The sequence below is a fragment of the Streptomyces sp. P13-3-3 genome, from assembly GCF_050571355.1.
GTDB lineage: Bacteria > Actinomycetota > Actinomycetes > Streptomycetales > Streptomycetaceae > Streptomyces > Streptomyces althioticus.
In genome coordinates this window covers 5,462,504-5,482,075 of record NZ_CP192228.1, presented here as the reverse complement: position 1 = coordinate 5,482,075, position 19,572 = coordinate 5,462,504, and the positions used below count along the sequence as shown (strand labels likewise).

Here is a 19,572-nt window from a genome sequence, read left to right as displayed (position 1 = left end):
GTGGAATGACGACACGTGCGCCGCGACGGCCGGGATGGTCCGTCCGGGCCGTCGGGGCGGTTCGCCGTGGTCAGAGCATCCGCCGTCGCGGACGACCGGCGCAAGCGTCGCCGCCCGATTCCCCGGCATGGAACCATCCCAGCCCTTCCGACGTGCAGTGATACAGGGTGCCTGGGATGCCCTGGGACGCCCGGTGGAGGCGGACGCGGACGAGTGACGGGGGGACGGGGCCGGTGTCGGCACAGGACGAGGTGACGCGGTTCGCGGCGCTGCTGCGGGAGCTGAAGGGGCGCACGGACCGCAGCTACGGCCAGCTGGCCCGCCGTCTCGGGATGAACACCTCGACCCTGCACCGCTACTGCGCCGGCGACGCGGTCCCGGTCGACTTCGCCCCGGTCGAGCGCTTCGCCGCGCTGTGCGGAGCGACCCCCGAGGAACGCCTCGACCTCCACCGCCTGTGGCTCCGCGCGGCGGAGGCGAGGAGACGGCCGCGGGGCGGGGCGACCCCGACGACGCCCCAGGGGCAGGACGCGGCTTCGACGCCCCACGGCGGGGACGCGGACCCGACGCCGGCCGGCGTGAGCGGACCGGGTGGCCCGGGCTCGCCCGAGGACCCCGCCAGGGACGGACACCGGCAGGGGACCTCACCCCACGGCCCCGAGTCCGACGCCACTCCTGCGGGCACGGACACGGACGCGACGCCTGCGGACCGACGCGGGCCGGGCTCGCCCGAGGAACCCGCCGGCGACGGACACCGGCAGGGGACCACACCCCACGGCCCCGAGCCCGCCACCACCCCTGCCAGCACGGACACGGACGCGACGCCTGAGGGCCGGCGCGGGCCGGGCTCATCCCAAGACACCGCCAGCGACGGACACCGGCAGGGGACCTCACCCCACGGCCCCGAGTCCGACACCACCCCTGCGAGCACGGACACGGACGCAACGCCTGAGGACCGGCGCGGGCCGGGCTCGCCCGAGGAACCCGCCGCGGATCGGAGGCAGCCAGGGAGCGCGGAGCACGGCTCGGCGTCGGGCGCCAGGGGGGACGCACCACCTGTCGGTGAGCGTGGGCCTGCGACCGTGGGGCCCGGCACGGGGGAGGACTCGGCGTCGAGCGCTGCGCGGCACGGCGGTGCGTCCCGCCGTTCGGGCGCACCGCGCTGGGCGAAGCCCGTTCACCCGCGGCCGGGTGATCCGCCGCCGCGCGCCGGGCAGACGGGACCCGCGGACGACGACCCGTCGACGACCGACGCCCCGGCGCAGGGTGGCCGGCCGTCGCGCGGCAGTGCTGTGGGCACCGCGCCGAGCGGCGCACCGGACGCCGTCGAGGCGAACGATTCCGGCCACACCGAGGGACCGGGCGAACCGGGCGGGGACGACACGCATGTCGTGAGCGGGCCTGTGGACCGGATCCACAGGCCTAGGACCCGCCGTTGGCGGCGCAAGCGTGTCGTCGTCGCCGTCGCCGCCATGTGTGCCGTGCTCGCCACCGTCGGGAGCCTGTCGTTCCTCCCGGACGACCGGAAGACGTCCGGGAGCGGGGCGGTCGGGGCACTGGAGGAGAGCCGGAAGAGCGGCTCCGGGGACGGTGCGGGCCCGGCTCGGTCCGTCGCGCCCACCGGCTCCCCCTCCCCCTCGGCCTCGACGCCGCCCTCGCCGTCCCCCTCGCCCTCCGCCCGTCACGGCGGGAACGGCACCGCATCCAGGGCGCCGAGCTCTTCCGGCTCCCCCACCGCGCCGGACGCCGCGCCCGCAGGGCCACCCCTCACCTGGTCGGTGGACGACCACGCCTGGGCGCACGGCTGCGGGCACGACTACGTGGTGGCGAAGCCGCCCGCCCAGGTGCCTCCGCCGCCCGCCCCGCAGGACGCCCGGACATGGGCGGCCACGCAGGGGGCCGTGCACGGCAGGGAGACACTGGTGGAGCTGTCGGTGCAGGGGAGGACCGACACCGCCGTCGTCCTCACGGCGCTGCGCGTCCGGGTGACCGGCCGTTCGGCGCCGGCGTCCGGCAACGCGTACGCGATGGACCAGGGCTGCGGCGGCGCGCTGACCCCGCGCTACTTCGACGTGGACCTGGACAAGGACCGGCCGATCGCCCGCGCGGTCGCCGGGAACGACGCCGGCACGCCCATCCCGGCGGTGCGGATGCCGTACCGGGTGTCCGCGACCGACCCCGAGGTGCTGCTGATCACCGCCCGCACCGAGGGCTGCGACTGCCGCTGGTGGCTGGAGCTGGACTGGTCCTCGCAGGGCCGTACCGGCACGGTGCGGATCGACGACCGCGGCCGTCCCTTCCGCACCAGTGCCGTCGCGGGCCTTCCGCACTACGAGTACGACACCCTGAACCGCTCCTGGCGGACCCGGAGCGGCTGAACACCCCTACGGGCGCGGCACGTTCCGGAGGTTCGAGCGGGCCATCTGCACCATCCGGCCGACCCCGCCGTCCAGCACGATCTTGGAGGCGGACAGGGCGAACCCGGTCACCATCTCCTTGCTGATCTTCGGCGGGATGGACAGCGCGTTGGGGTCGGTCACGACGTCCACCAGCGCCGGGCCCTTGTGCTTGAACGCCGCCTTCAGCGCGCCCGCCAGGTCCTTCGGCTTCTCCACCCGCACCCCGTACGCCCCGCAGGCCTGCGCCACGGCGGCGAAGTCCGGGTTCTTCATCTCCACGCCGTACGACGGGAGTCCGGCGACCAGCATCTCCAACTCCACCATGCTGAGCGAGGAGTTGTTGAACAGGACCACCTTCACCGGCAGGTCGTACTGCACGAGGGTGAGGAAGTCGCCCATCATCATGGTGAATCCGCCGTCGCCGGACATCGACACGACCTGCCGGCTCCGGTCGGTGAACTGCGCCCCGATCGCCATCGGCAGCGCGTTGGCCATCGAGCCGTGGGAGAACGAACCGATGATCCGACGGCGGCCGTTGGGCGAGATGTAGCGGGCGGCCCAGACGTTGCACATGCCGGTGTCGACGGTGAAGACGGCGTCGTCGTCGGCCAGGTCGTCCAGCACGGACGCCACGTACTCGGGGTGGATCGGGACGTGCTTCTCCACCTTGCGGGTGTACGCCTTCACCACCCCCTCCAGCGCCTCCGCGTGCTTCTTCAGCATCCGGTCGAGGAACTTGCGGTTGTCCTTGGTGCGCACCCGGGGCGTGAGACAGCGCAGCGTCTCCTTCACGTCGCCCCACACCGCGAGGTCCAGCTTGGAGCGCCGCCCGATGATCTCGGGCCGCACGTCCACCTGGACGATCTTGACCTCGTCGCCGGGCAGGAACGCGTTGTACGGGAAGTCGGTGCCGAGCAGGATCAGCAGGTCGCACTCGTGCGTCGCCTCGTACGCGGCGCCGTAGCCGAGCAGCCCGCTCATGCCGACGTCGTACGGATTGTCGTACTGGATCCACTCCTTCCCGCGCAGGGCGTGCCCCACCGGCGCCTTGATCTTCCCGGCGAACTCCATCACCTCGGCGTGGGCGCCCTTGGTGCCGGCGCCGCAGAACAGGGTGACCTTCTCGGCGCGGTCGATCATGTCGACGAGCTTGTCGATCTCGTCGTCGCCGGGGCGGACCGTGGGCCGGGAGGTGACCAGCGCGGTCTCGGGCGCCTGGTCGGGGGCGGGTTCGTCGGCGAGGTCGCCGGGCAGCGAGACGACGCTGACGCCGGACCGGCCGACCGCGTGCTGGATGGCGGTGTCCAGCAGCCGGGGCATCTGCCGGGGGCTGGAGATCAGCTCGCAGTAGTGGCTGCACTCCCGGAACAGCTGGTCCGGGTGGGTCTCCTGGAAGTAGCCGAGGCCGATCTCGCTGGACGGGATGTGGGAGGCGAGGGCCAGGACGGGCGCCATGGAGCGGTGGGCGTCGTAGAGGCCGTTGATGAGGTGGAGGTTGCCGGGTCCGCAGGAGCCCGCGCAGGCGGCGAGCCGGCCGGTGACCTGCGCCTCCGCGCCGGCCGCGAACGCCGCGGTCTCCTCGTGGCGGACGTGGATCCAGTCGATGGCGGAGCTGCGGCGCACGGCGTCCACGACCGGGTTGAGGCTGTCACCGACCACGCCGTACAGGCGTTTGACTCCCGCGCGGACGAGGATGTCGACGAACTGTTCCGCGATGTTCTGTTTGGCCATGGTTTCCGTCTGCCCCTCGGGTGCCGGAGATGCCTGACGGATTCCATGAATTCACACCGGGCGCGCTCACGCCTCCCAGACGGCCACGGCCGTACGGTCGTCGGCGTACCCCTTCACCCGTACCTGGGTGTCCGCCAGATACGCCGTCAGTCCCGGCGGCTCGGGACCGGACCACCGGTCGGCGAGGTGGGCGCGCAGTTCGGGCTCGCCGCGCAGCGGTTCGGCGAACCCGGCGGCGCACATCAGCAGCACATCACCCGAGCGGGCTACGGAGGTACGGAAACGGAAGGGCTCGCGGGGCGGCCCGGGGGCCGGCTCGTACGGGCTCGGCGGTGTGGGAATGCCGAGGTCCATGGTGAGGCGGTCGCCGTCCGGCGTCTCGGGCGGCACCGAGCCGAAGCCGAGCACCGGCTCGCCCTTCACCTCCGCGACCTCCGGCTCGATGTCCTGCCACTCGCCGTCCCGCAGCCGGAACAGCCCTCCGGGACCCACCCCGAAGAACACCCGGGTGCGGCACCCGGGGTCGCCGGACAGCAGCAGGCAGCGGAGGGTGGCGGCGTAGTCGTCGGGGTCGAGGCCCTGTTCGGTCGCGGCGGCGCGCAGTCTGCCGAGACTGCGGTCGGTGAGGCGGTGCAGTCCGGCCTTGAGGTCGGCGCGGCGTGCCGCCCGGATGTCGGCGGTGAGCCGCTCGTGGCTGCGGCCGACCGCCGCGGCGATCCAGCGGCACACCTCGGCGGCGGCCAGATGCGCGCCGGGAGCGGTCCTGGTGCCGGTGGCCAGCGCCACCAGCACCAAGGCCCCCTCCCCCGTCCCGAACCGCGCGGTCAGCAGCGCGTCACGGCGGGGCTCGCCCCGGTACCGCGCGGAGTCCCCGCGCACGGACACGGCCCGCAGCGTGCAGGCGCCGTAGCGGGCGCCGTCCAGCACGGTGTCCGGAACGAGCGCGTCCAGGTCGTCGGGATCGGCGGCGGGGAGGGCGGTGGGTTCCGCGTCGTAGGTGGGCGGCCGGGTGCCGACGTGGACGCGGGAGGGAAGCGGCGGCGGAAGGGGCCCGAGCCGCGACACGGGGCTCGCCCCCTCCGCCTCACCGCCGGACGGCTCGGCGGGGGTCCAGTCCCCGTAGACCGGGGCGGCGGTGGGCCCGGAGGGGGGTGGTCGGTCGGGGAGGGTGGGGACGCCGTGCGCGGCGGCCCCGTCGTCCGGCCGACGGGGCTCGACCGCCGCATGCCGGGTCGCCTCCGGGGCGGACGCCGGGTGGTCCTGACCACCCGGCCCGGCTGCCGTCACCGGGCCGGAGGACGCCTCCGGCGCGGCGGACGCGTCGGTCGGTGACGTTCGCCCCGGCGGCGAGGTCACAGGGGGCGGGGGTGCCGCGGGCGGCGCCGGTGCAGGTGGCGCCTCAGTTGCGGGCGGCGAGCCGGCCGGCCGGCCCGGTCCGGGCGGATACGTCGGCGCCGGGCCGGCTGGCGACACCGGCGGCTCCGGCTCGGAGGGCGAGTCGGCCGGACGGCCTGTCCCTTGCGGGGACGCGGGCGCCGACCCGGGTGCCGACACCGAGCCGGAAGGCGGCCCGGGGGCGGCGGCCACATCGGTCGGAGGGGTCCGCCCCGGTGGCGAAGCCGCAGGGGGTGCAGGCGGCGCGTCAGGCGCGGGCGGCGCGCCGGCCGAACGGCCCGCTCCCGACGGCAGCGCCGGGCCGGAGGGCGCCTCCGGTGCGGTGGGCGCGTCGGAGACGGCCGGGGGGTGCAGCGGGGCGGTCGGGGGGTTGGAGGGCTCCGTGGTCGGAGAGGGGCTGGTGGGGGGCTCGGGCTCCCACCATGCGCGTGGGGGCGGCGTCCGGCGCTGGCCCGGCAGGACCGGGGTCCCGGGGACGTCCCCGGGGCCCGGGGCCGACGGGGCGGGCGCCCCGTCTCCGCCCACCGCTCCCGCCGCCGAGGCGAACCGGTCGTCCAGGGAGTCGGCCGCGGGCGCCGGCCCCGTGTCGTCGGCGGCGTCGTCGTACAGCTGGCCCCACCAGTCGTCCTCGGGACCGTCACCGGTGGGCCCGCCGGGCCTTCCCCCCTGCTGACTCATGCCCCCAATTGTCCATCGGACGGGCCGGATGAAAACGCGGCATCAGGAAAATCACCGCGCCGCGCGGCGGCCTCCCGCTTCCGATCTGCGCCGTTCCGTCCCCTCCTGCACCCTGGACAGATGGGAGCGTGGGACCTCCTGCTCACCGGACTGGTGCTCCTGTTCGGTCTGTGCGGAGTGCTGGTGCCCGGGGTGCCCGGGTCCTGGCTGGTGTGGGCCGCGGTCCTGTGGTGGACGCTGAAGGACCCGCAGGCGGTCGCGTGGTGGGTGCTGGTGGGGGCGACCGTGGTGCTGTTCCTGGCGCAGGTGATCCGCTGGGCGCTGCCGCCCCGCAGACTGCGGGCGGGCGGCGTGGACGCCCGGCTGCTGACGTACGCCGGCGGCGGCTCGTTCGCGGGTTTCGTCGTGCTGCCGGTGATCGGTGCGATCCCCGGCTTCCTCGCCGGGGTGTACGTCCACGAGCGGATCCGTCTCGGCCGCCGCGGGGAGGCGAGGGCGGCGGTGCGCACGGTGATGCGGTCGGGCGGGTGGAGCCTGCTGACGGAGCTGTTCACCTGCCAGCTGATCGCGGCGGCGTGGCTCGGCGCGGTGTTCTTCGGCTGAGTGGCGCACCGCGACGGTCTCACGCGGGCGGCAGCACGCCCTCGTGGGTGAGCAGCCGCACCTTCCGCTCCAGCCCTCCGGCGTACCCGGTGAGGGAGCCGTCGGCGCCGATGACGCGGTGGCAGGGGCGGACGATCAGCAGCGGGTTCGCGCCGATGGCGCCGCCGACCGCGCGGACGGCGGCCCGGGGCGCCCCGACGCGCGCGGCGATCTCCCCGTAGGTGACGGTCCCGCCGTACGGCACGTCGTCGAGGGCGGCCCACACCTTCTCCCGGAAGGGGGTGCCGGCGGCCCGCGTCGGCAGCCGGAACTCCTTGAGGTCGCCGGAGAAGTACGCGGCGAGCTGCCGTTCCGCCTCACGGAAGGGCCCGGGGTCCCGCGTCCAGTCCTCCAGGACCACGGGCGCCTTCTTCTGCCCGGGCACGGTGAGCGAGGTCAGCTCGCCGGTCGGGGCGGCGGTGAGCAGCAGCGGCCCGAGCGGGCTGTCCACCTGCGTCCAGTACGTGGTCGTCATGAGGGTCACTCCAACTCCCCTGCTGCACGCAGGTGGTTGAGGGCGTACGAGCGCCAGGGGCGCCAGCTGTCGGGGGTGTCGAGGCCGGGCGGGGCCACGTCGGGGTCGCCGAGGGCACGGGTGCGGATCTCGGCGGTCGTACGGTCGTCGAGGCCGGGGACGGCGGCGAGTGCGTCCCGCGCCGCGTCCCGGTCGTCACCGGGTCCGAGCCGTACGGCGCCGTCGGCGAGGGCGGCGGTGAGCGCGCCCAGGGTGCCGCCGGGTTCGGCGCCGGCGAGGACGGCGGCCTCCGGGAACAGGCGGGTGAGGCCGCCGCAGGGCGCGTCGAGCCGTTTGCCGTAGCGGCGGACCAGTTCGGCCGCCGTGTCGCGGCCCACGAGCGCCCGTACGGCGACCTCGTCCGGGTCGGCGGCGCCGGGCGAGCGCAGTCCGGGGCGGGCCGCGACCAGCGGGGCGAGCCGGGCGTCCGCGCCGAGGCGCTCGTCAACGGCGTAGGGGTCGGCGTCCAGGTCGAACAGCCGGCGCAGCCGCTGCACGGCGGTGGTCAGGTCGCGCAGGTCGGTGAGGTGGACGCGGGCGTCGAGCCAGCCGCCGGGGCGGGCGCCGGTGCCGGTGTGCGGGCGCTCCTCGACGGCGGCGATGCCGGTGCCGTAGGGCAGGCGCAGGGTGCGCCGGTAGGTGCGGGCGCCGGGCGCCCCGGTCATCTCCTCGACGCCGGGGACGGCCTCCCGTTCCAGCAGGTCGAAGACGGGGCGCGCCTGGTAGGGGCCCCGGTGGGCGAGGCGCAGGGGCACCCCGGCGGTGGGGGTGCCGGGCCGGGGCCTGCCCCGGCGCGGCGCGGTGGCGCGCAGTCCGGTGGGCGTGGTCGCGTACACGGCGCGGACGGTGTCGTTGAACTGCCGCACGCTGGCGAATCCGGCGGCGAACGCGATCTCGGTGACCGGCAGGCCGGTGGTCTGGAGCAGCACGCGCGCGGTGTGGGCGCGCTGGGCGCGGGCCAGGGCGACCGGTCCGGCGCCCAGCTCGGCGGTGAGCTGCCGCTGCACCTGGCGGGCGCTGTAGCCGAGGCGCGCGGCGAGCCCGGCGACGCCCTCGCGGTCGACGACGCCGTCGGCGATGAGCCGCATGGCGCGGCCCACGGCGTCGGCCCGTACGTTCCACTCGGCGGAGCCGGGCACGGCGTCGGGGCGGCAGCGCCGGCAGGCGCGGAAGCCCGCGCCCTGGGCCGCGGCGGCGGTCGGGAAGAAGCGCACGTGGGCGCGTTTGGGGGTGACGGCGGGGCAACTGGGCCGGCAGTAGATGCCGGTGGTCCCGACGGCGAAGAAGAACACGCCGTCGAACCGCGCGTCCCGGCTGCGCACCGCCTCGTACCTGCTGTCGTCGTCCGTCATACGGTCCAGTGTCCCTGGGCGGGGAGGTCCGGGCTGGCGGGAATCGGACATGGAACCTCGGGGCCCGCCGGGGGCCGCTTGACCTTGACACGGTGAGAAGGTCTTCACTGGCGTGCCTGGAGGTGCTCCGATGACCACGCCCAAGGCGGAGACGACGACAACAGCACGGGTGCTCGCGGGACTGCGGCACGACGACTCCTCGGTGCGGCTGCGCGCGGCGCTGGCGGCCGGGTCGGACCCGGACCCGGGGTTCGTGGAGCCGCTGGTGGAGCGGTGCGGGGTGGAGCCCGTGTTCCACGTACGGGACATGCTGACGTGGGCCCTGACCCGGCACCCGGAGACGGTGACGGTGCCGCGGGTCCTGGCCGAGCTGGGGTCGCCGCACGCCCGGGCTCGGAGCCAGGCGCTGCACACCCTGTCGAAGATCGGGGACCGGAGCGTGTGGCCGGCGGTGCCCCGGTCGCTGCTGACCGACCCGGACGACGAGGTGGCGCGGACGGCCTGGCGCACGGCGGTGCTGCTGGCGCCGGAGGACGAGGCGGCGGAGCTTTCCCGGTCGCTGGTGTCGCAGTTCGGCCGGGGCGGTCGGGAGACGCGGCTGAGTCTGAGCCGGGCTCTGGTCGAGCTGGGCGAGCCGGCGGTCGCGCCGGTGCGGGCCGTGGCGGAGGGCCATCCGGACCCTGGGGTACGGGCGCACGCGCTCGCGACGGAGCGGCTGCGGCGCGACCCTGAGGCGGGGTTCGCGTACGCGGTGGAGGAGGCGAAGCGGGCGGTGTCGCTGGGGCCGGACGGGCCTCCCGGTGAGGAGGAGTGAGCGGGCGTGCTGATCGGTGAGGTGGCGCGGCGGTCGGGGGTGAGCCCCCGCATGCTGCGGCACTACGAGTCGCTGGGCCTGGTGCGGCCGACGGGCCGTACGGCGGCCGGGTACCGCGCGTACACGGAGGAGGACATCCGGCGGATCTTCCACGTGGAGAGCCTGCGGTCACTGGGGTTGTCGCTGCGGGACGCGGGCCGCGCCCTGGACGATCCCGGCTTCACCCCGTCCGGTCTCGTCGCCGACCTGGCGCGGCGGACGCGGGAGCGCATCGCGCGGGAGACGGAGCTGCTGACGCGGCTCCGGCGGATCGACGCGGCGGAACCGGCCGACTGGCAGGAGGTCCTCCAGGTCGTCGCGCTGCTGCGGAACCTGCGGTCGGGGGACGCGGGGATGCGGCAGCGGGCGGCGCTGTCGTCGGTGGACACCGCGCCGGTGCCGGTGGAGGCGCTGGTGGAGGCGGTGCTGAGCGAGGCGGACCCGAATGTCGCCGGGGCCCTGCGGTGGGCGCTGGCGCAGGCGGGCGAGCGGGGCGCGGAGCTGCTGGCGGCGGGGCTGGGGTCGGCGCTGCCGGAGGTGCGGGGGCGGGCGGTGCGGTGCCTGGCGGAGATCCCGGGCGAGCGGGCGACGGCGCTGCTGCGGGAGGCGCTCGGGGACGGGGCCCCGCCCGTGCGCCGGACGGCGGCCCTGGAGCTGGGGGCGCGCGGGGTGGCCGAGGCGATGCCGGAACTCGTCGGCATGGTCGTCGAGGAGGCGAACGACGTCGACGCGGCGGACGCGCTGGGGTCGCTGGCGGGCGACGCGGCGGTGGCGGACCGGATCGTGACGGAACTGGCGGACCGCCTGGCCGACGCCGCCCTGGACCCGGCCGCGCGCCGCCGCGTGACGCAGGCGCTGGCCGAGATCCCGGGTCCGGCGGCCACGGACACGCTGAAGTCCCTGACCGGGGACTCGGACAGGGCGGTGGCGCTGACGGCGCGGTACGTGCTGGAGCTGCGGGAGCCGGGCTGAGCCCGCCCCGTCCTGCCGGGTGCCGTGGGGGGGACCCGGCAGGACGGGGGCGCGACGGGGGTGTCAGCGCCTCCGCGATGTCAGCGCCTCCGCGATGTCAGCGCATCCGCCCCCTCTTGGCCTCCATGGCGGCCTTGCCGATGGCGCCCTTGCGCTTCCAGTCCTTGCGGATCTCGGCGCGGAGGCGGGCGTCGGTCTTGGCGACGATGTACTGGTTCTCCCGGAGCAGCTTGCGGTAGCTGTCCAGACGGCGCTGCGGGAGCTCACCGGTCTCGATCGCGTCGAGGACGGCACAGCCGGGTTCGCTCTCGTGGGCGCAGTCGTGGAAGCGGCAGTTCTCGGCGAGGTCCTGGATCTCGGAGAACACCTGGCCGACACCGGTGCCGGCGTCCCACAGGCCGACGCCCCGCAGACCGGGGGTGTCGATGAGGACTCCCCCGCCCGGCATGAGGAGCAGGTTGCGGGTCGTCGTGGTGTGCCGGCCCTTGCCGTCGACGTCCCGGGTGGCCTGGACGTCCATCACGTCCTCGCCGAGGAGGGCGTTGGCCAGGGTGGACTTGCCGGCGCCGGACTGCCCGAGCAGCACCGAGGTCCCGCCGGACACGATCGCGGCGAGCACGTCGAGCCCTTCGCCGTCCTGCGCGCTGACGGTGAGGACGGGCACGCCGGGCGCGGTCGTCTCGACGTCCTGCACGAGGTACGAGCGGGTCGCCGCGTCCGGTACGAGGTCGGCCTTGGTGAGCACCACGACCGGCTGCGCCCCGGACTCCCACGCCAGCGCGAGGAACCGCTCGATCCGGGCGAGGTCCAGTTCGACGGCGAGGGACACGGCGACGACCGCGTGGTCGACGTTCGCGGCGAGGATCTGCCCCTCGGACCGCTTGGAGGAGGTGGACCGCACGAACGCGGTACGGCGGGGCAGCAGCGTCCGCACGTAACGGGGGCGGGCGCCCTCGGGGTCGACGGCGGCCCAGTCGCCCGTGCAGACGACCTTCATCGGGTCACGGGGGACGACGTACTCGGTATCGGCGCGGATCACCCCGCCCGGGGTGGCCATGTCGCACAGCCCCCGGTCGACCCGGACCACCCGGCCCGGCACCAGCCCCTGAGCGGCGTACGGAGCGAAGACCTGCTCCCACTCCTCGTCCCAGCCGTAGGGGGCGAGGGAGTGCGAGGAGGCGGAGACGGAAGAAGAGGAGAACTTCAAGGGGAACCCTTCGAAGGGCGGCCCCGGCGACGCGCGTTCACGGACGCGCGAGAAGAGGAGAGGTCAGCCGGAGACCACGGAGGTGAACGAAACGAACGACTGAATGCGGGCACGGCCCATCACAGAGACAGCCATCGGTCACACCTCCCGGAAATCCTCGTCATGAACGGCGCCCGAGGGCGCCTTGCCGACCCCGCCCACAGTAGGGGGCCCGGCGTCGGCCCGCCATCGAATTTCTCCGACACGCCCCGCGGGGCGCACCGGTGGCGCGTCAGGGGTCCGTCATCTGCGCTCGCGCGCACGGGGAGCTCTCGCGCGCTCCTCTACATCTCGCCAATCGCGGGAGAGGCGGACGGGGGCCACGCACGGGCGCGTTCCGGCAGGTGAGGGCCGCGCACTCCACCCGCGGCCCGTCCCCTTCGACGGAGGGGGGAGCAGGGTGCCGTGTCCGTGCGGGGCCGGCCCTGCGACCGCCCTTGGCCGGATGACGACCCGGCCCCTCCCGGAGCCCCCGTTCCGTGTCAGCGCCCGCTGCTACACCCAGAGGTGAGGCGTACACGTTCACTTCGGGAGGGGCAGTCCGTGTCGAAAGCACCTGAGGGACGCATCCGGGTCCGTGCTCACTACCGCCGCAAGCCGACCGCGAGGAGCGCCAAGCGTATGAGTGGCTGGGCCGTCGCCGGAGTGGTGGCCGGCGTCTGGCTGTGGGGCCAGGTCTTCGGCTTCGGCGACGCCGCCGCCACGCCCCCGCCGTCCGAGCCCGCGCCCGGCGTCTCCGCGGCGGCCGGCCGATGAGGAGGATGCGGGTGCGTCTGCGCCGTCCTCGGGGGACGGTCGACGTCGCGTCGGCCTGTGTGGTCGGGGTCGCGGTCCTCGTACTGGCCGTACAGGTGGCGGTCCACGCGGCGGCCGTGCTGCTGGATGCGTGGCCCGTCGTCCTGACGCTCGTCGTACTCACCGGGGTTGCCGCCGCCTGGCACACCGGGCGCTCGATCGCCGCCGGGCGGGCGGCGGCGGAGAGACTGGCCGTCCTCCGCGTCACCCTGGCGGAGTTGGACGCCGGGGACGACCGGGCCTTCGAGGAAGCGCTGCGGAGACTGCTGGTCCGCGACGGCTGGGGGGCGCGCCGCGTGGGCGGCCGGGGAGACCAGGCGGCCGACGTGATAGGCGAGCACGCGCGTCTGGGGCGGCTGGTCGTCCAGGCCAAGCACACCACGGTCGGCGGAAAGGTCGGCGTGCGGGTCATGTACGAGGTGAACGGCACCGCGGGTCCCGTCCACCGGGCCCGCCACGCGGTCGTCGTCACCAACGGGACCTTCACCCGGGACGCGAGGGACTGGGGGGACCAGCACGGGGTGCGCTGGGTGGACAGGGACCGGCTGAGGCGCTGGGCCGAGGACGGCGTGGCCCTGCACGAGCTGCTCCAACTGCCCGCCCGTCCGTCCCGCTTCGGCCGGGCCGCATGATGGGCCCCGCCGAGCCGGCCCCTCCGCGGGACGAGGACCCACGGATCGCCTCCGCCCTGATCCACAACGGCGACGGGGAGTATCTGCTGCACCTGCGGGACGACGTCCCCGGGATACGCGAGCCCGGGTGCTGGTCGCTGCTCGGCGGCGCACGCGAGCCCGGAGACCGGTCCTTGGAGGACACCGTCCGGCGAGAACTGCGGGAGGAAGCGGGACTGGACCTGCCCGTCCTGGAGCCCTTCGCCGTCACCGGAGCGCTCGACGACGGCAGCGGGCACGCGTCGGTTCGGGTCTACGCGGGGCGGTGGGAGGGCGACCCCGCGCGGCTGCCGCTCACGGAGGGAGTGATGCTGCGCTGGTTCCGCCCGGACGACCTGGACCGGCTCCGCATGCATCCGGAGACCCGCGACCTGGTGCGCAGGCACGCGACCGGCCGGGCCTCGGTGCCGAGTGCCGCGGCCCGCCACGGCGCGGGAGCCGTCCGCCACATCGTGGGGCTGCACCTCTACCTCGAGGACCCGGCCGGTCGCGTGCTGCTCGGTCTGCGGCACCACGACTCCGCCTTCGCGCCGAGCACCTGGCATTTCCTGGCCGTTCATTAGGCAAGTGCGTTGTCGGGCAACGACGTGTCGGCTGCATCGGAGCGCATGTCGGCCCTCACGGGAGGGCAGTCATCCGGACGCCGACGGGCGGCGGGAAGGCGGGTGACTGGTCCCTGGCCGTTCGAGTTGCTCCCGGGCGTGCGCGAGCTCCAAATCGAGCTCGGCGACGATCCGCCGCAGCGTGGCGCTGAAGGCTTGCCCGTGTGCGAGCCTTTTCGTGACGGCAGCCAGCTTCTCTTTCGCCTCGTCGTACCGGTCGGCGAGTTCCTGCATGGCGGCCGGCGTGGCGTTCCGAGCTCTGAGCCGTTCGGCGCGCGGTAGTAGAGGTAGAAGCTTCGGCGGCGGAACGCAAGGTCGCGGCCGGTGAGCACTCCGGTGCCCGCCAGGCGTCCGGCCTCCAGCAGCGCGGACGGGTGTGGCGCCGCTGCGGCAGTTGTTCACGCGGGTGCGCCGTCCGATTGCCCCCGCCGGGCAAACAGGGCGCCTTCTATCGCGGCTGGCGGCTGACCGCGATCGACGACACGTCCTTCGACCTGCCCGGCACGAAGGAGAACGTAGAGACGTTCGGCCGTCCGCCTCGCTCGGGACGCGATGGACAGAACGTCGGCTATGCACAGATTTGTATGGTCGGCCTGGTGGTTTGTGGCAGCGCACCCACGGCGTCTTCGACGTTCGGAATCGGGGTTCTGTGCGACTGGCCCTGTCGAGGTGCATCCTTGTCGCCTCGTAGTGTCACGTGCAGGGGGTACGGTCTGTCAGGCCAGTGCCACGAGATCGGCGTACGTATCGTTCCACATGTCCTCTACGCCGTCAGGCAGCAGGATGATGCGCTCCGGCTGGAGTGCCTTGACGGCGCCCTCGTCGTGTGTGACTAGGAGGACGGCGCCCTGGTAGGTACGCAGCGCGCTGAGGATCTCTTCACGGCTGGCCGGGTCGAGGTTGTTGGTCGGCTCGTCGAGCAGCAGCACATTGGCCGAGGAGACCACCAGTGTGGCGAGCGCCAGTCGGGTCTTCTCACCCCCGGACAGCACACCTGTCGGCTTGTTGACATCGTCGCCGGAGAACAGGAACGATCCGAGGACCTTGCGTAGTTCCACCAGGTCCAGGCCGGGTGCAGACGCGCGCATGTTCTCCAGCACCGTGCGGCCGGGGTCCAGATTCTCGTGCTCCTGTGCGTAGTAGCCGAGCTTCAGGCCGTGGCCCGCGACCACTTGGCCGGTGTCGGGTTTCTCCACGCCGGCCAGGAGCCGCAGCAGGGTGGTTTTCCCCGCCCCGTTGAGTCCGAGGATCACCACGCGGGAGCCCTTGTCGATGGCCAGGTCGACGCTGGCAAAGACCTCCAGTGAGCCGTACGCCTTTGACAGGCCCTCCGCGGTCAGTGGCGTCCTGCCGCAGGGCGCCGGTTCGGGGAAGCGGAGCCTGGCCACCTTGTCGACGCGCCGCTCCTCCTCCAGGCCCGCCAACAGTCGTCCCGCGCGCCGGGCCATGTTCTGCGCGGCGACCGCCTTGGTTCCCGCGCGCAGCCGGTTGGCCTGATAGGTAAGGGCGGCGGCCTTTCGCTCGGCGTTGCTGCGTTCCCGCCTGCGGCGGCGCTCGTCAGCGCTGCGCTGGGCCTGGTACCGCGTCCAGCCCATGTTGTAGACGTCCAGGGCGCAGCGGTTCGCGTCCAGGTGGAACACCTTGTTGACGACTGTCTCGATCAGGTCAAGGTCGTGCGAGATGACGACGAATCCGCCCTGGTAGCGCTTGAGGAAGTCGCGCAGCCACAGGATGGAGTCGGCGTCGAGGTGGTTGGTGGGCTCGTCCAGCAGCAGTACGTCGGCGTCGGAGAACAGGATGCGGGCGAGTTCGACGCGCCTGCGCTGGCCGCCGGACAGGGTGCGCAGCGGCTGGTCCAGGATCCGGTCGGGCAGGCCGAGGCTGGCGGCGATGGTGGCGGCCTCGGCCTCGGCGGCGTACCCGCCCTTGGCGAGGAACTCGCTCTCCAGCCGCTCGTAGGCACGCAGCGCCTTCTCCCGGGCGGTGGGGGGTCCGTCCGCGAGGCGGTTCTGGCAGTCGCGCATGGCCCGCATGACGGTGTCCAGTCCACGGGCGGACAGGATCCGGTCCAGTGTCAGGACATCCAGGTCGCCGGTGCGCGGGTCCTGGGGCAGATAGCCGAGCGCCCCGGAGCGGGTGACGGTGCCCCCGGCCGCGGGGCCTTCGCCGGCCAGGCACTTGGTGAGGGTTGTTTTGCCCGCGCCGTTGCGGCCGACGAGGCCAATTCGGTCGCCCTTGGCGATGCGGAAGGACGACGGCTGGAGCAGGACGCGGGCGCCGACGCGCAGTTCGAGGTCGGTGGCGGTGATCACGGAAAGCAGGGCTCCAGGGAGTGGTTCGGTGAGGGGGTACGGCGACCGGGAGGGAGCCCGGGGCCCGGGCGACCCCGGAACCCCGGCTCTCCTCCCGGTGGCGGACTACTTGACCGCGATGGCGATGGGCAGTACGCCGGCGGCGTTGTAGCGGACCGCCTGGACGGTGAAACCGGCCGCTTCCAGCTGGGAGCGGGCGTCGCTCTCGCTGGAGAAGTTGAGGTAGGTCGCCTGGACGATGTCGCCCATGATGGACAGCTCGCGGCGCAGATCGTCCTCGCTGATGCGGTATTTGGCCCAGGCGGCGGCGTGCTCGGGGGCCTCCCAGGGCGGCGGGGGCGGCGGGGTCAGGAAGCTGATCAGCAGCCGGCCGCCGGGCCGCAGCGCCTTGTGGAAGGCGCGGTACAGGTCCGTCAGCCGCGCCGGGTCGGACTCGTACATGTTCAGTCCGTTGCTGACGACGAGGTCGAACTCCGCCTCGGCGGTGAGGTTCCAGGCGTCCTCGTGGCGGAAGGTGGCGTGCTCGGCGAGGCCGTGGCGCCGGGCGTTCTCCTCGGCGTGGCGCAGGGACTCGGTGTCGAGGTCGACGCCCACCAGCCGGATGCCGGTCACCTTCCGGTAGTCCTGTTCGAGCAGGTCGTCCATGACGCCGCACGGGACGGAGGCGAGGGTGGCGCCGTCGGTGATGTGCTCGGCGATCAATTTCCTGAAGCGGTGGTAGCGCTCGCGGGCCTGGCACAGCAGGGAGTTGTTGAGCAGCCAGTGTTCCAGCGGGGTGACGGGGCCCTCGGGTCGGTTGCGGAAGATGTACGACGTCCAGTAGCCGTTGAGGCCGCGGTTGTGCAGCAGGAAGCGGCCCAGCTCGAACTGCTGGAGCTGGTCGAGGAGTTCGAGGGTGTCCTCCAGGGGCATGACGAGCCGGTCGGCGGCGCGCAGCCGGTGTTCGATGTCCGCCGCGATCCGCTCGGTCGAGGCCGCGTCGGTGATTCTGGTGCCGGTGTGGTGGGAAACGGTGGATGCCATGGTCGGGTCTCTCCGGGTGTCGGGGCGGGGGTGTCAGACCGTCCAGCCGATGCGGGCGAAGCTGTCGCGCACGGCCGGGTGGGCGAGCATTCCGGCGTTGCCGAGGGCCCGCAGCACGTTCTTGACGATGGGCACGTCGGGGGTGATCTCGAATCCGGCGTAGAGCGACTCCACGGAGGTGCGGGCCTGTTCCCGGTCTCCGATGAGGGTGGCGAGCAGTTCGACGTTGAACTGCTTCTCCGACTCCACGGACAGGTAGAGGGTGACGAACTCCGCCAGGTGGCTGCCGATGGCCTCGCGGTAGTCCTCGGGGATCTCCCGCCACAGGTAGGTCATCAGGTCGAAGAAGAACGCGTAGTGGCGGGACTCGTCGTTCATGTGGTCGTTGACGTAGTACTTGATGGAGGGGTGCACGCCGGGGCTGTTGAAGAACTCGACGAGTTCGCGCACGAGGGTCGTCTCGAAGCAGCAGTTGGCGAGTATCTCGAAGACATCGTGGTAGCGGGGGGCCAGCTTGGCGCGGATCTCGCTGACCGCGCGCCGGGAGTCCGGGAGCGCGTAGTCGATGTCGCTCAGGTGCGGGTAGCGCTGCCGCAGTTGGAGGATCATGTCCTGGGCGATGTACACGTGGTAGTACTCGTCGATCATGACCGAGTACGTGCTGAGCCTGGTCTCCTCGGTGAGCGTCACGGGCAGGTCCCCGTGCAGGAGTTTGGAGCAGGCCGAGACGATCTCCTTGATCTCCAGGTTCACGATGTCGTGCAGGTACTTGTAGAAGGACTGCACGAGGATGTCGTCCTTGGCGGACTGTCCGAGGTCCCGTACCTCCTTGGCGAGCAGCAGGGGCTGCTTGTCCTCGGGGAAGAAGAAGCCGCTCTGCGTGAAGTCGATGGTCTTGCGGGGACGGGTGCGGACGGACGAGCGGGCCTCCCAGCGCTCCGCGTACTGCGCGGTCAGGCTGGACAGCGTGCGCTCGGACGGGGCGTTCTCCTGGTGGAGGGTGGACATGGCGTGCCTCTTCCCGGGTACGCCGGCACGGCAGACGGCCGGCGTGCCCTGTGACGTCGGGTCAGGGGGTGCGGGCGGCAGGGTGCCGCCCGCACGCGCGGGGGGATGTGACGGGAAGCCGAAGGGCGGGCCGGCTCAGCCGGTCCCGGTCATGGCGTCCGACCGGGGCGGGCTCTGCTCGCCGGCGGGGGTGCGGGGCCTGAGGAAGGCCAGCGGTACGGCCGCGACGGTGGCCACCGCCATCACTGCGGCGGTAACGACGGCGTCGCCGGTGAACAGGCTGCTGGCCGCGCCGGTGAACACGGTCACCAGCAGCGCCCGGCCGCTCATGTTCAGCGAGGACGCCGCTCCCTGGAGCTCGGGGAACACCTGGAGGGACCGGCCGAAGACGATGGGGTAGACGGCGGCGAAGCCCACGCAGAAGACGGCGAGGGACGCGGTGGTGGACACCGGCCCGTCACCGAGGGCGAGGAACAGGGCGACTCCGGCCAGTGTGGCGGTGATGCTGCACGCCACGGTGCGCCCGGGACCGCCGAGCAGCTCCATGATCTTGGTGGCGAGGAGGCTGGTGACCGCGAACGACGCGACGATGACCAGCAGATTGCCCGCGAACGCCAGCGTGGACAGACCGTAGGTGTCGGTGTAGAGGAAGGAACTGGCGGCGATGAAGACCATGTAGGCGGCGAAGAGCAGGCTGGGGACGAGCGACGCGGCGACGAACTCGCCGCTGCGCAGCAGCCGGCGGTAGTCGCCCGCCACCTGCCGGGCGCTCACCTTGACCCGCTCGGCCTTGGTCTCGGGCAGGAACAGCGCCATCAGCAGCAGCGACACCAGAGTGACGGCGAAGACCACCGCGTAGTTGCCGCGCCAGCCGAGGGTGCGGTTGACCAGTCCGCCGAGCGCCGGGGCCGCCGTCATGAAGGTGGACATGGCGGCGTTGGTGAGCCCGAACATCTTCAGCAGCCGGGTGCCCTCGTAGACGTCCGCGATGATCACGAAGACGAGCACGACGGAGGTGCTGGCGCCGATGCCCTGCACGAACCGGGACACCAGCAGGAACTCGATGCTGGGCGCCACCGCGCAGCCCAGTGCGCCGGCCAGCATGATGCCGTTGCCGACCAGCATGACGCCGCGCCGGCCGAACCGGTCGGACAGCGGTCCGTAGGCGAGGGCGCCCAGGCAGTAGCCCAGGAAGTTGTAGGTGACGGTCAGCTGGACCGACGACTCGGAGGCGTCCAGCGCCCGGGCGATGTCGGGGAAGCTGGGCACGGACATGTCCAGCTCGATGATGGTGCCGAGCAGCGCCACGACCAGCAGCGTGGGCAGGAATCTGTTCTTGTTCATGGCCTCGTGAGGGAAGGGGCCGGGCCGCGGGGGTC

General features: G+C 73.4%; 16 protein-coding genes and 3 pseudogenes. 8 read left to right on the top strand and 11 right to left on the bottom strand.

All coding sequences use genetic code 11. The features are described from left to right. Nucleotides 1-176 precede the first annotated feature (176 nt). Together ACQZOG_RS24630 and ACQZOG_RS24625 are read left to right on the top strand one after the other, a co-directional pair. Nucleotides 177-386: pseudogene (locus ACQZOG_RS24630) on the top strand (helix-turn-helix domain-containing protein); the annotation flags it as partial. A gap of 816 nt (nucleotides 387-1,202) precedes the next feature. Beyond that, nucleotides 1,203-2,378 (top strand): annotated as a pseudogene (locus ACQZOG_RS24625) (transcriptional regulator); the annotation flags it as partial. Between the two features lie 6 nt (nucleotides 2,379-2,384). Here ACQZOG_RS24625 and ACQZOG_RS24620 read toward each other — a convergent pair. Next, nucleotides 2,385-4,130, bottom strand: a complete 1,746-nt coding sequence (locus tag ACQZOG_RS24620) for a pyruvate dehydrogenase (RefSeq protein ID WP_037642400.1) — start codon at nucleotides 4,128-4,130, stop codon at nucleotides 2,385-2,387. 66 nt (nucleotides 4,131-4,196) lie between these two features. After that, on the bottom strand, nucleotides 4,197-5,417 hold the full coding sequence (locus ACQZOG_RS24615; RefSeq protein ID WP_430741807.1) for a protein phosphatase 2C domain-containing protein: 1,221 nt from the start codon (nucleotides 5,415-5,417) through the stop codon (nucleotides 4,197-4,199). Between the two features lie 906 nt (nucleotides 5,418-6,323). On the opposite strand from ACQZOG_RS24615, the gene ACQZOG_RS24610 reads away from it, so the two are divergent. Further along, complete coding sequence (locus ACQZOG_RS24610; RefSeq protein WP_033273921.1) at nucleotides 6,324-6,806, top strand: DUF456 domain-containing protein; 483 nt, start codon at nucleotides 6,324-6,326, stop codon at nucleotides 6,804-6,806. A 19-nt stretch (nucleotides 6,807-6,825) separates the two neighbouring features. On the opposite strand, the gene ACQZOG_RS24605 is transcribed toward ACQZOG_RS24610, so the two are convergent. Then, entirely contained in the window at nucleotides 6,826-7,320 is a 495-nt protein-coding gene (locus ACQZOG_RS24605) for a methylated-DNA--[protein]-cysteine S-methyltransferase (RefSeq protein ID WP_037644229.1), read from the bottom strand. A 5-nt stretch (nucleotides 7,321-7,325) separates the two neighbouring features. Next, entirely contained in the window at nucleotides 7,326-8,711 is a 1,386-nt protein-coding gene (locus tag ACQZOG_RS24600; protein ID WP_382001472.1) for a bifunctional transcriptional activator/DNA repair enzyme AdaA, read from the bottom strand. A 130-nt stretch (nucleotides 8,712-8,841) separates the two neighbouring features. Here ACQZOG_RS24600 and ACQZOG_RS24595 point away from each other — a divergent pair, with 130 nt between their 5' ends. Both ACQZOG_RS24595 and ACQZOG_RS24590 read left to right on the top strand, forming a co-directional pair. Beyond that, nucleotides 8,842-9,525: a HEAT repeat domain-containing protein gene (locus tag ACQZOG_RS24595; RefSeq protein WP_033273923.1), complete on the top strand. Its 684-nt coding sequence runs from the start codon at nucleotides 8,842-8,844 to the stop codon at nucleotides 9,523-9,525. A 6-nt stretch (nucleotides 9,526-9,531) separates the two neighbouring features. Next, nucleotides 9,532-10,536 (top strand): HEAT repeat domain-containing protein, encoded by a 1,005-nt coding sequence (locus ACQZOG_RS24590; protein WP_037642395.1) that lies wholly within the window; start codon nucleotides 9,532-9,534, stop codon nucleotides 10,534-10,536. Between the two features lie 97 nt (nucleotides 10,537-10,633). Here the strand turns inward: ACQZOG_RS24590 and rsgA are convergent, their stop codons facing one another. Next, nucleotides 10,634-11,635 (bottom strand): ribosome small subunit-dependent GTPase A, encoded by a 1,002-nt coding sequence (gene rsgA / locus ACQZOG_RS24585; RefSeq protein WP_245657525.1) that lies wholly within the window; start codon nucleotides 11,633-11,635, stop codon nucleotides 10,634-10,636. 768 nt (nucleotides 11,636-12,403) lie between these two features. On the opposite strand from rsgA, the gene ACQZOG_RS24580 reads away from it, so the two are divergent. From ACQZOG_RS24580 to ACQZOG_RS24570, 3 genes are read left to right on the top strand one after another with little or no spacing between them, the layout of a single operon-like run. After that, nucleotides 12,404-12,538, top strand: a complete 135-nt coding sequence (locus ACQZOG_RS24580; protein ID WP_261675843.1) for a hypothetical protein — start codon at nucleotides 12,404-12,406, stop codon at nucleotides 12,536-12,538. A gap of 5 nt (nucleotides 12,539-12,543) precedes the next feature. Then, nucleotides 12,544-13,209: a restriction endonuclease gene (locus ACQZOG_RS24575; protein ID WP_051747719.1), complete on the top strand. Its 666-nt coding sequence runs from the start codon at nucleotides 12,544-12,546 to the stop codon at nucleotides 13,207-13,209. Next, a complete protein-coding gene (locus tag ACQZOG_RS24570) occupies nucleotides 13,206-13,811 on the top strand; it encodes an NUDIX hydrolase (protein ID WP_078493051.1) in 606 nt (201 codons plus the stop codon). Before ACQZOG_RS24575 ends, ACQZOG_RS24570 begins: the two co-directional genes overlap by 4 nt. Before the next feature lie 69 nt (nucleotides 13,812-13,880). Here the strand turns inward: ACQZOG_RS24570 and ACQZOG_RS24565 are convergent, their stop codons facing one another. From ACQZOG_RS24565 to ACQZOG_RS24540, 6 genes and pseudogenes are all read right to left on the bottom strand, one after another. Then, the gene (locus tag ACQZOG_RS24565; RefSeq protein WP_037642390.1) at nucleotides 13,881-14,084 is read right to left on the bottom strand and encodes a hypothetical protein; all 204 of its coding nucleotides are present in this window, start codon (nucleotides 14,082-14,084) and stop codon (nucleotides 13,881-13,883) included. A 17-nt stretch (nucleotides 14,085-14,101) separates the two neighbouring features. Then, a pseudogene (locus ACQZOG_RS24560) lies at nucleotides 14,102-14,215 on the bottom strand ((2Fe-2S)-binding protein); the annotation flags it as partial. A gap of 351 nt (nucleotides 14,216-14,566) precedes the next feature. Then, a complete protein-coding gene (locus ACQZOG_RS24555) occupies nucleotides 14,567-16,162 on the bottom strand; it encodes an ABC-F family ATP-binding cassette domain-containing protein (protein WP_058917225.1) in 1,596 nt (531 codons plus the stop codon). Nucleotides 16,163-16,267: 105 nt separating this feature from the next. Continuing rightward, complete coding sequence (locus ACQZOG_RS24550; RefSeq protein WP_051747718.1) at nucleotides 16,268-17,185, bottom strand: SAM-dependent methyltransferase; 918 nt, start codon at nucleotides 17,183-17,185, stop codon at nucleotides 16,268-16,270. A 33-nt stretch (nucleotides 17,186-17,218) separates the two neighbouring features. Beyond that, a complete protein-coding gene (locus ACQZOG_RS24545; protein ID WP_037642382.1) occupies nucleotides 17,219-18,193 on the bottom strand; it encodes a diiron oxygenase in 975 nt (324 codons plus the stop codon). A 135-nt stretch (nucleotides 18,194-18,328) separates the two neighbouring features. Continuing rightward, a complete protein-coding gene (locus tag ACQZOG_RS24540; protein ID WP_063834620.1) occupies nucleotides 18,329-19,537 on the bottom strand; it encodes a multidrug effflux MFS transporter in 1,209 nt (402 codons plus the stop codon). Nucleotides 19,538-19,572: the final 35 nt, after the last annotated feature.

What these genes read in the sequence shown, in the direction of transcription:
- ACQZOG_RS24620 (WP_037642400.1), bottom strand. Translation starts at nt 4,130, where the DNA reads ATGGCCAAACAGAACATCGCGGAACAGTTCGTCGACATCCTCGTCCGC.
- ACQZOG_RS24610 (WP_033273921.1), top strand. Translation starts at nt 6,324, where the DNA reads ATGGGAGCGTGGGACCTCCTGCTCACCGGACTGGTGCTCCTGTTCGGT.
- ACQZOG_RS24605 (WP_037644229.1), bottom strand. Translation starts at nt 7,320, where the DNA reads ATGACGACCACGTACTGGACGCAGGTGGACAGCCCGCTCGGGCCGCTG.
- ACQZOG_RS24600 (WP_382001472.1), bottom strand. Translation starts at nt 8,711, where the DNA reads ATGACGGACGACGACAGCAGGTACGAGGCGGTGCGCAGCCGGGACGCG.
- ACQZOG_RS24595 (WP_033273923.1), top strand. Translation starts at nt 8,842, where the DNA reads ATGACCACGCCCAAGGCGGAGACGACGACAACAGCACGGGTGCTCGCG.
- ACQZOG_RS24580 (WP_261675843.1), top strand. Translation starts at nt 12,404, where the DNA reads ATGAGTGGCTGGGCCGTCGCCGGAGTGGTGGCCGGCGTCTGGCTGTGG.
- ACQZOG_RS24575 (WP_051747719.1), top strand. Translation starts at nt 12,544, where the DNA reads ATGCGGGTGCGTCTGCGCCGTCCTCGGGGGACGGTCGACGTCGCGTCG.
- ACQZOG_RS24570 (WP_078493051.1), top strand. Translation starts at nt 13,206, where the DNA reads ATGATGGGCCCCGCCGAGCCGGCCCCTCCGCGGGACGAGGACCCACGG.
- ACQZOG_RS24565 (WP_037642390.1), bottom strand. Translation starts at nt 14,084, where the DNA reads ATGCAGGAACTCGCCGACCGGTACGACGAGGCGAAAGAGAAGCTGGCT.
- ACQZOG_RS24550 (WP_051747718.1), bottom strand. Translation starts at nt 17,185, where the DNA reads ATGGCATCCACCGTTTCCCACCACACCGGCACCAGAATCACCGACGCG.
- ACQZOG_RS24545 (WP_037642382.1), bottom strand. Translation starts at nt 18,193, where the DNA reads ATGTCCACCCTCCACCAGGAGAACGCCCCGTCCGAGCGCACGCTGTCC.
- ACQZOG_RS24540 (WP_063834620.1), bottom strand. Translation starts at nt 19,537, where the DNA reads ATGAACAAGAACAGATTCCTGCCCACGCTGCTGGTCGTGGCGCTGCTC.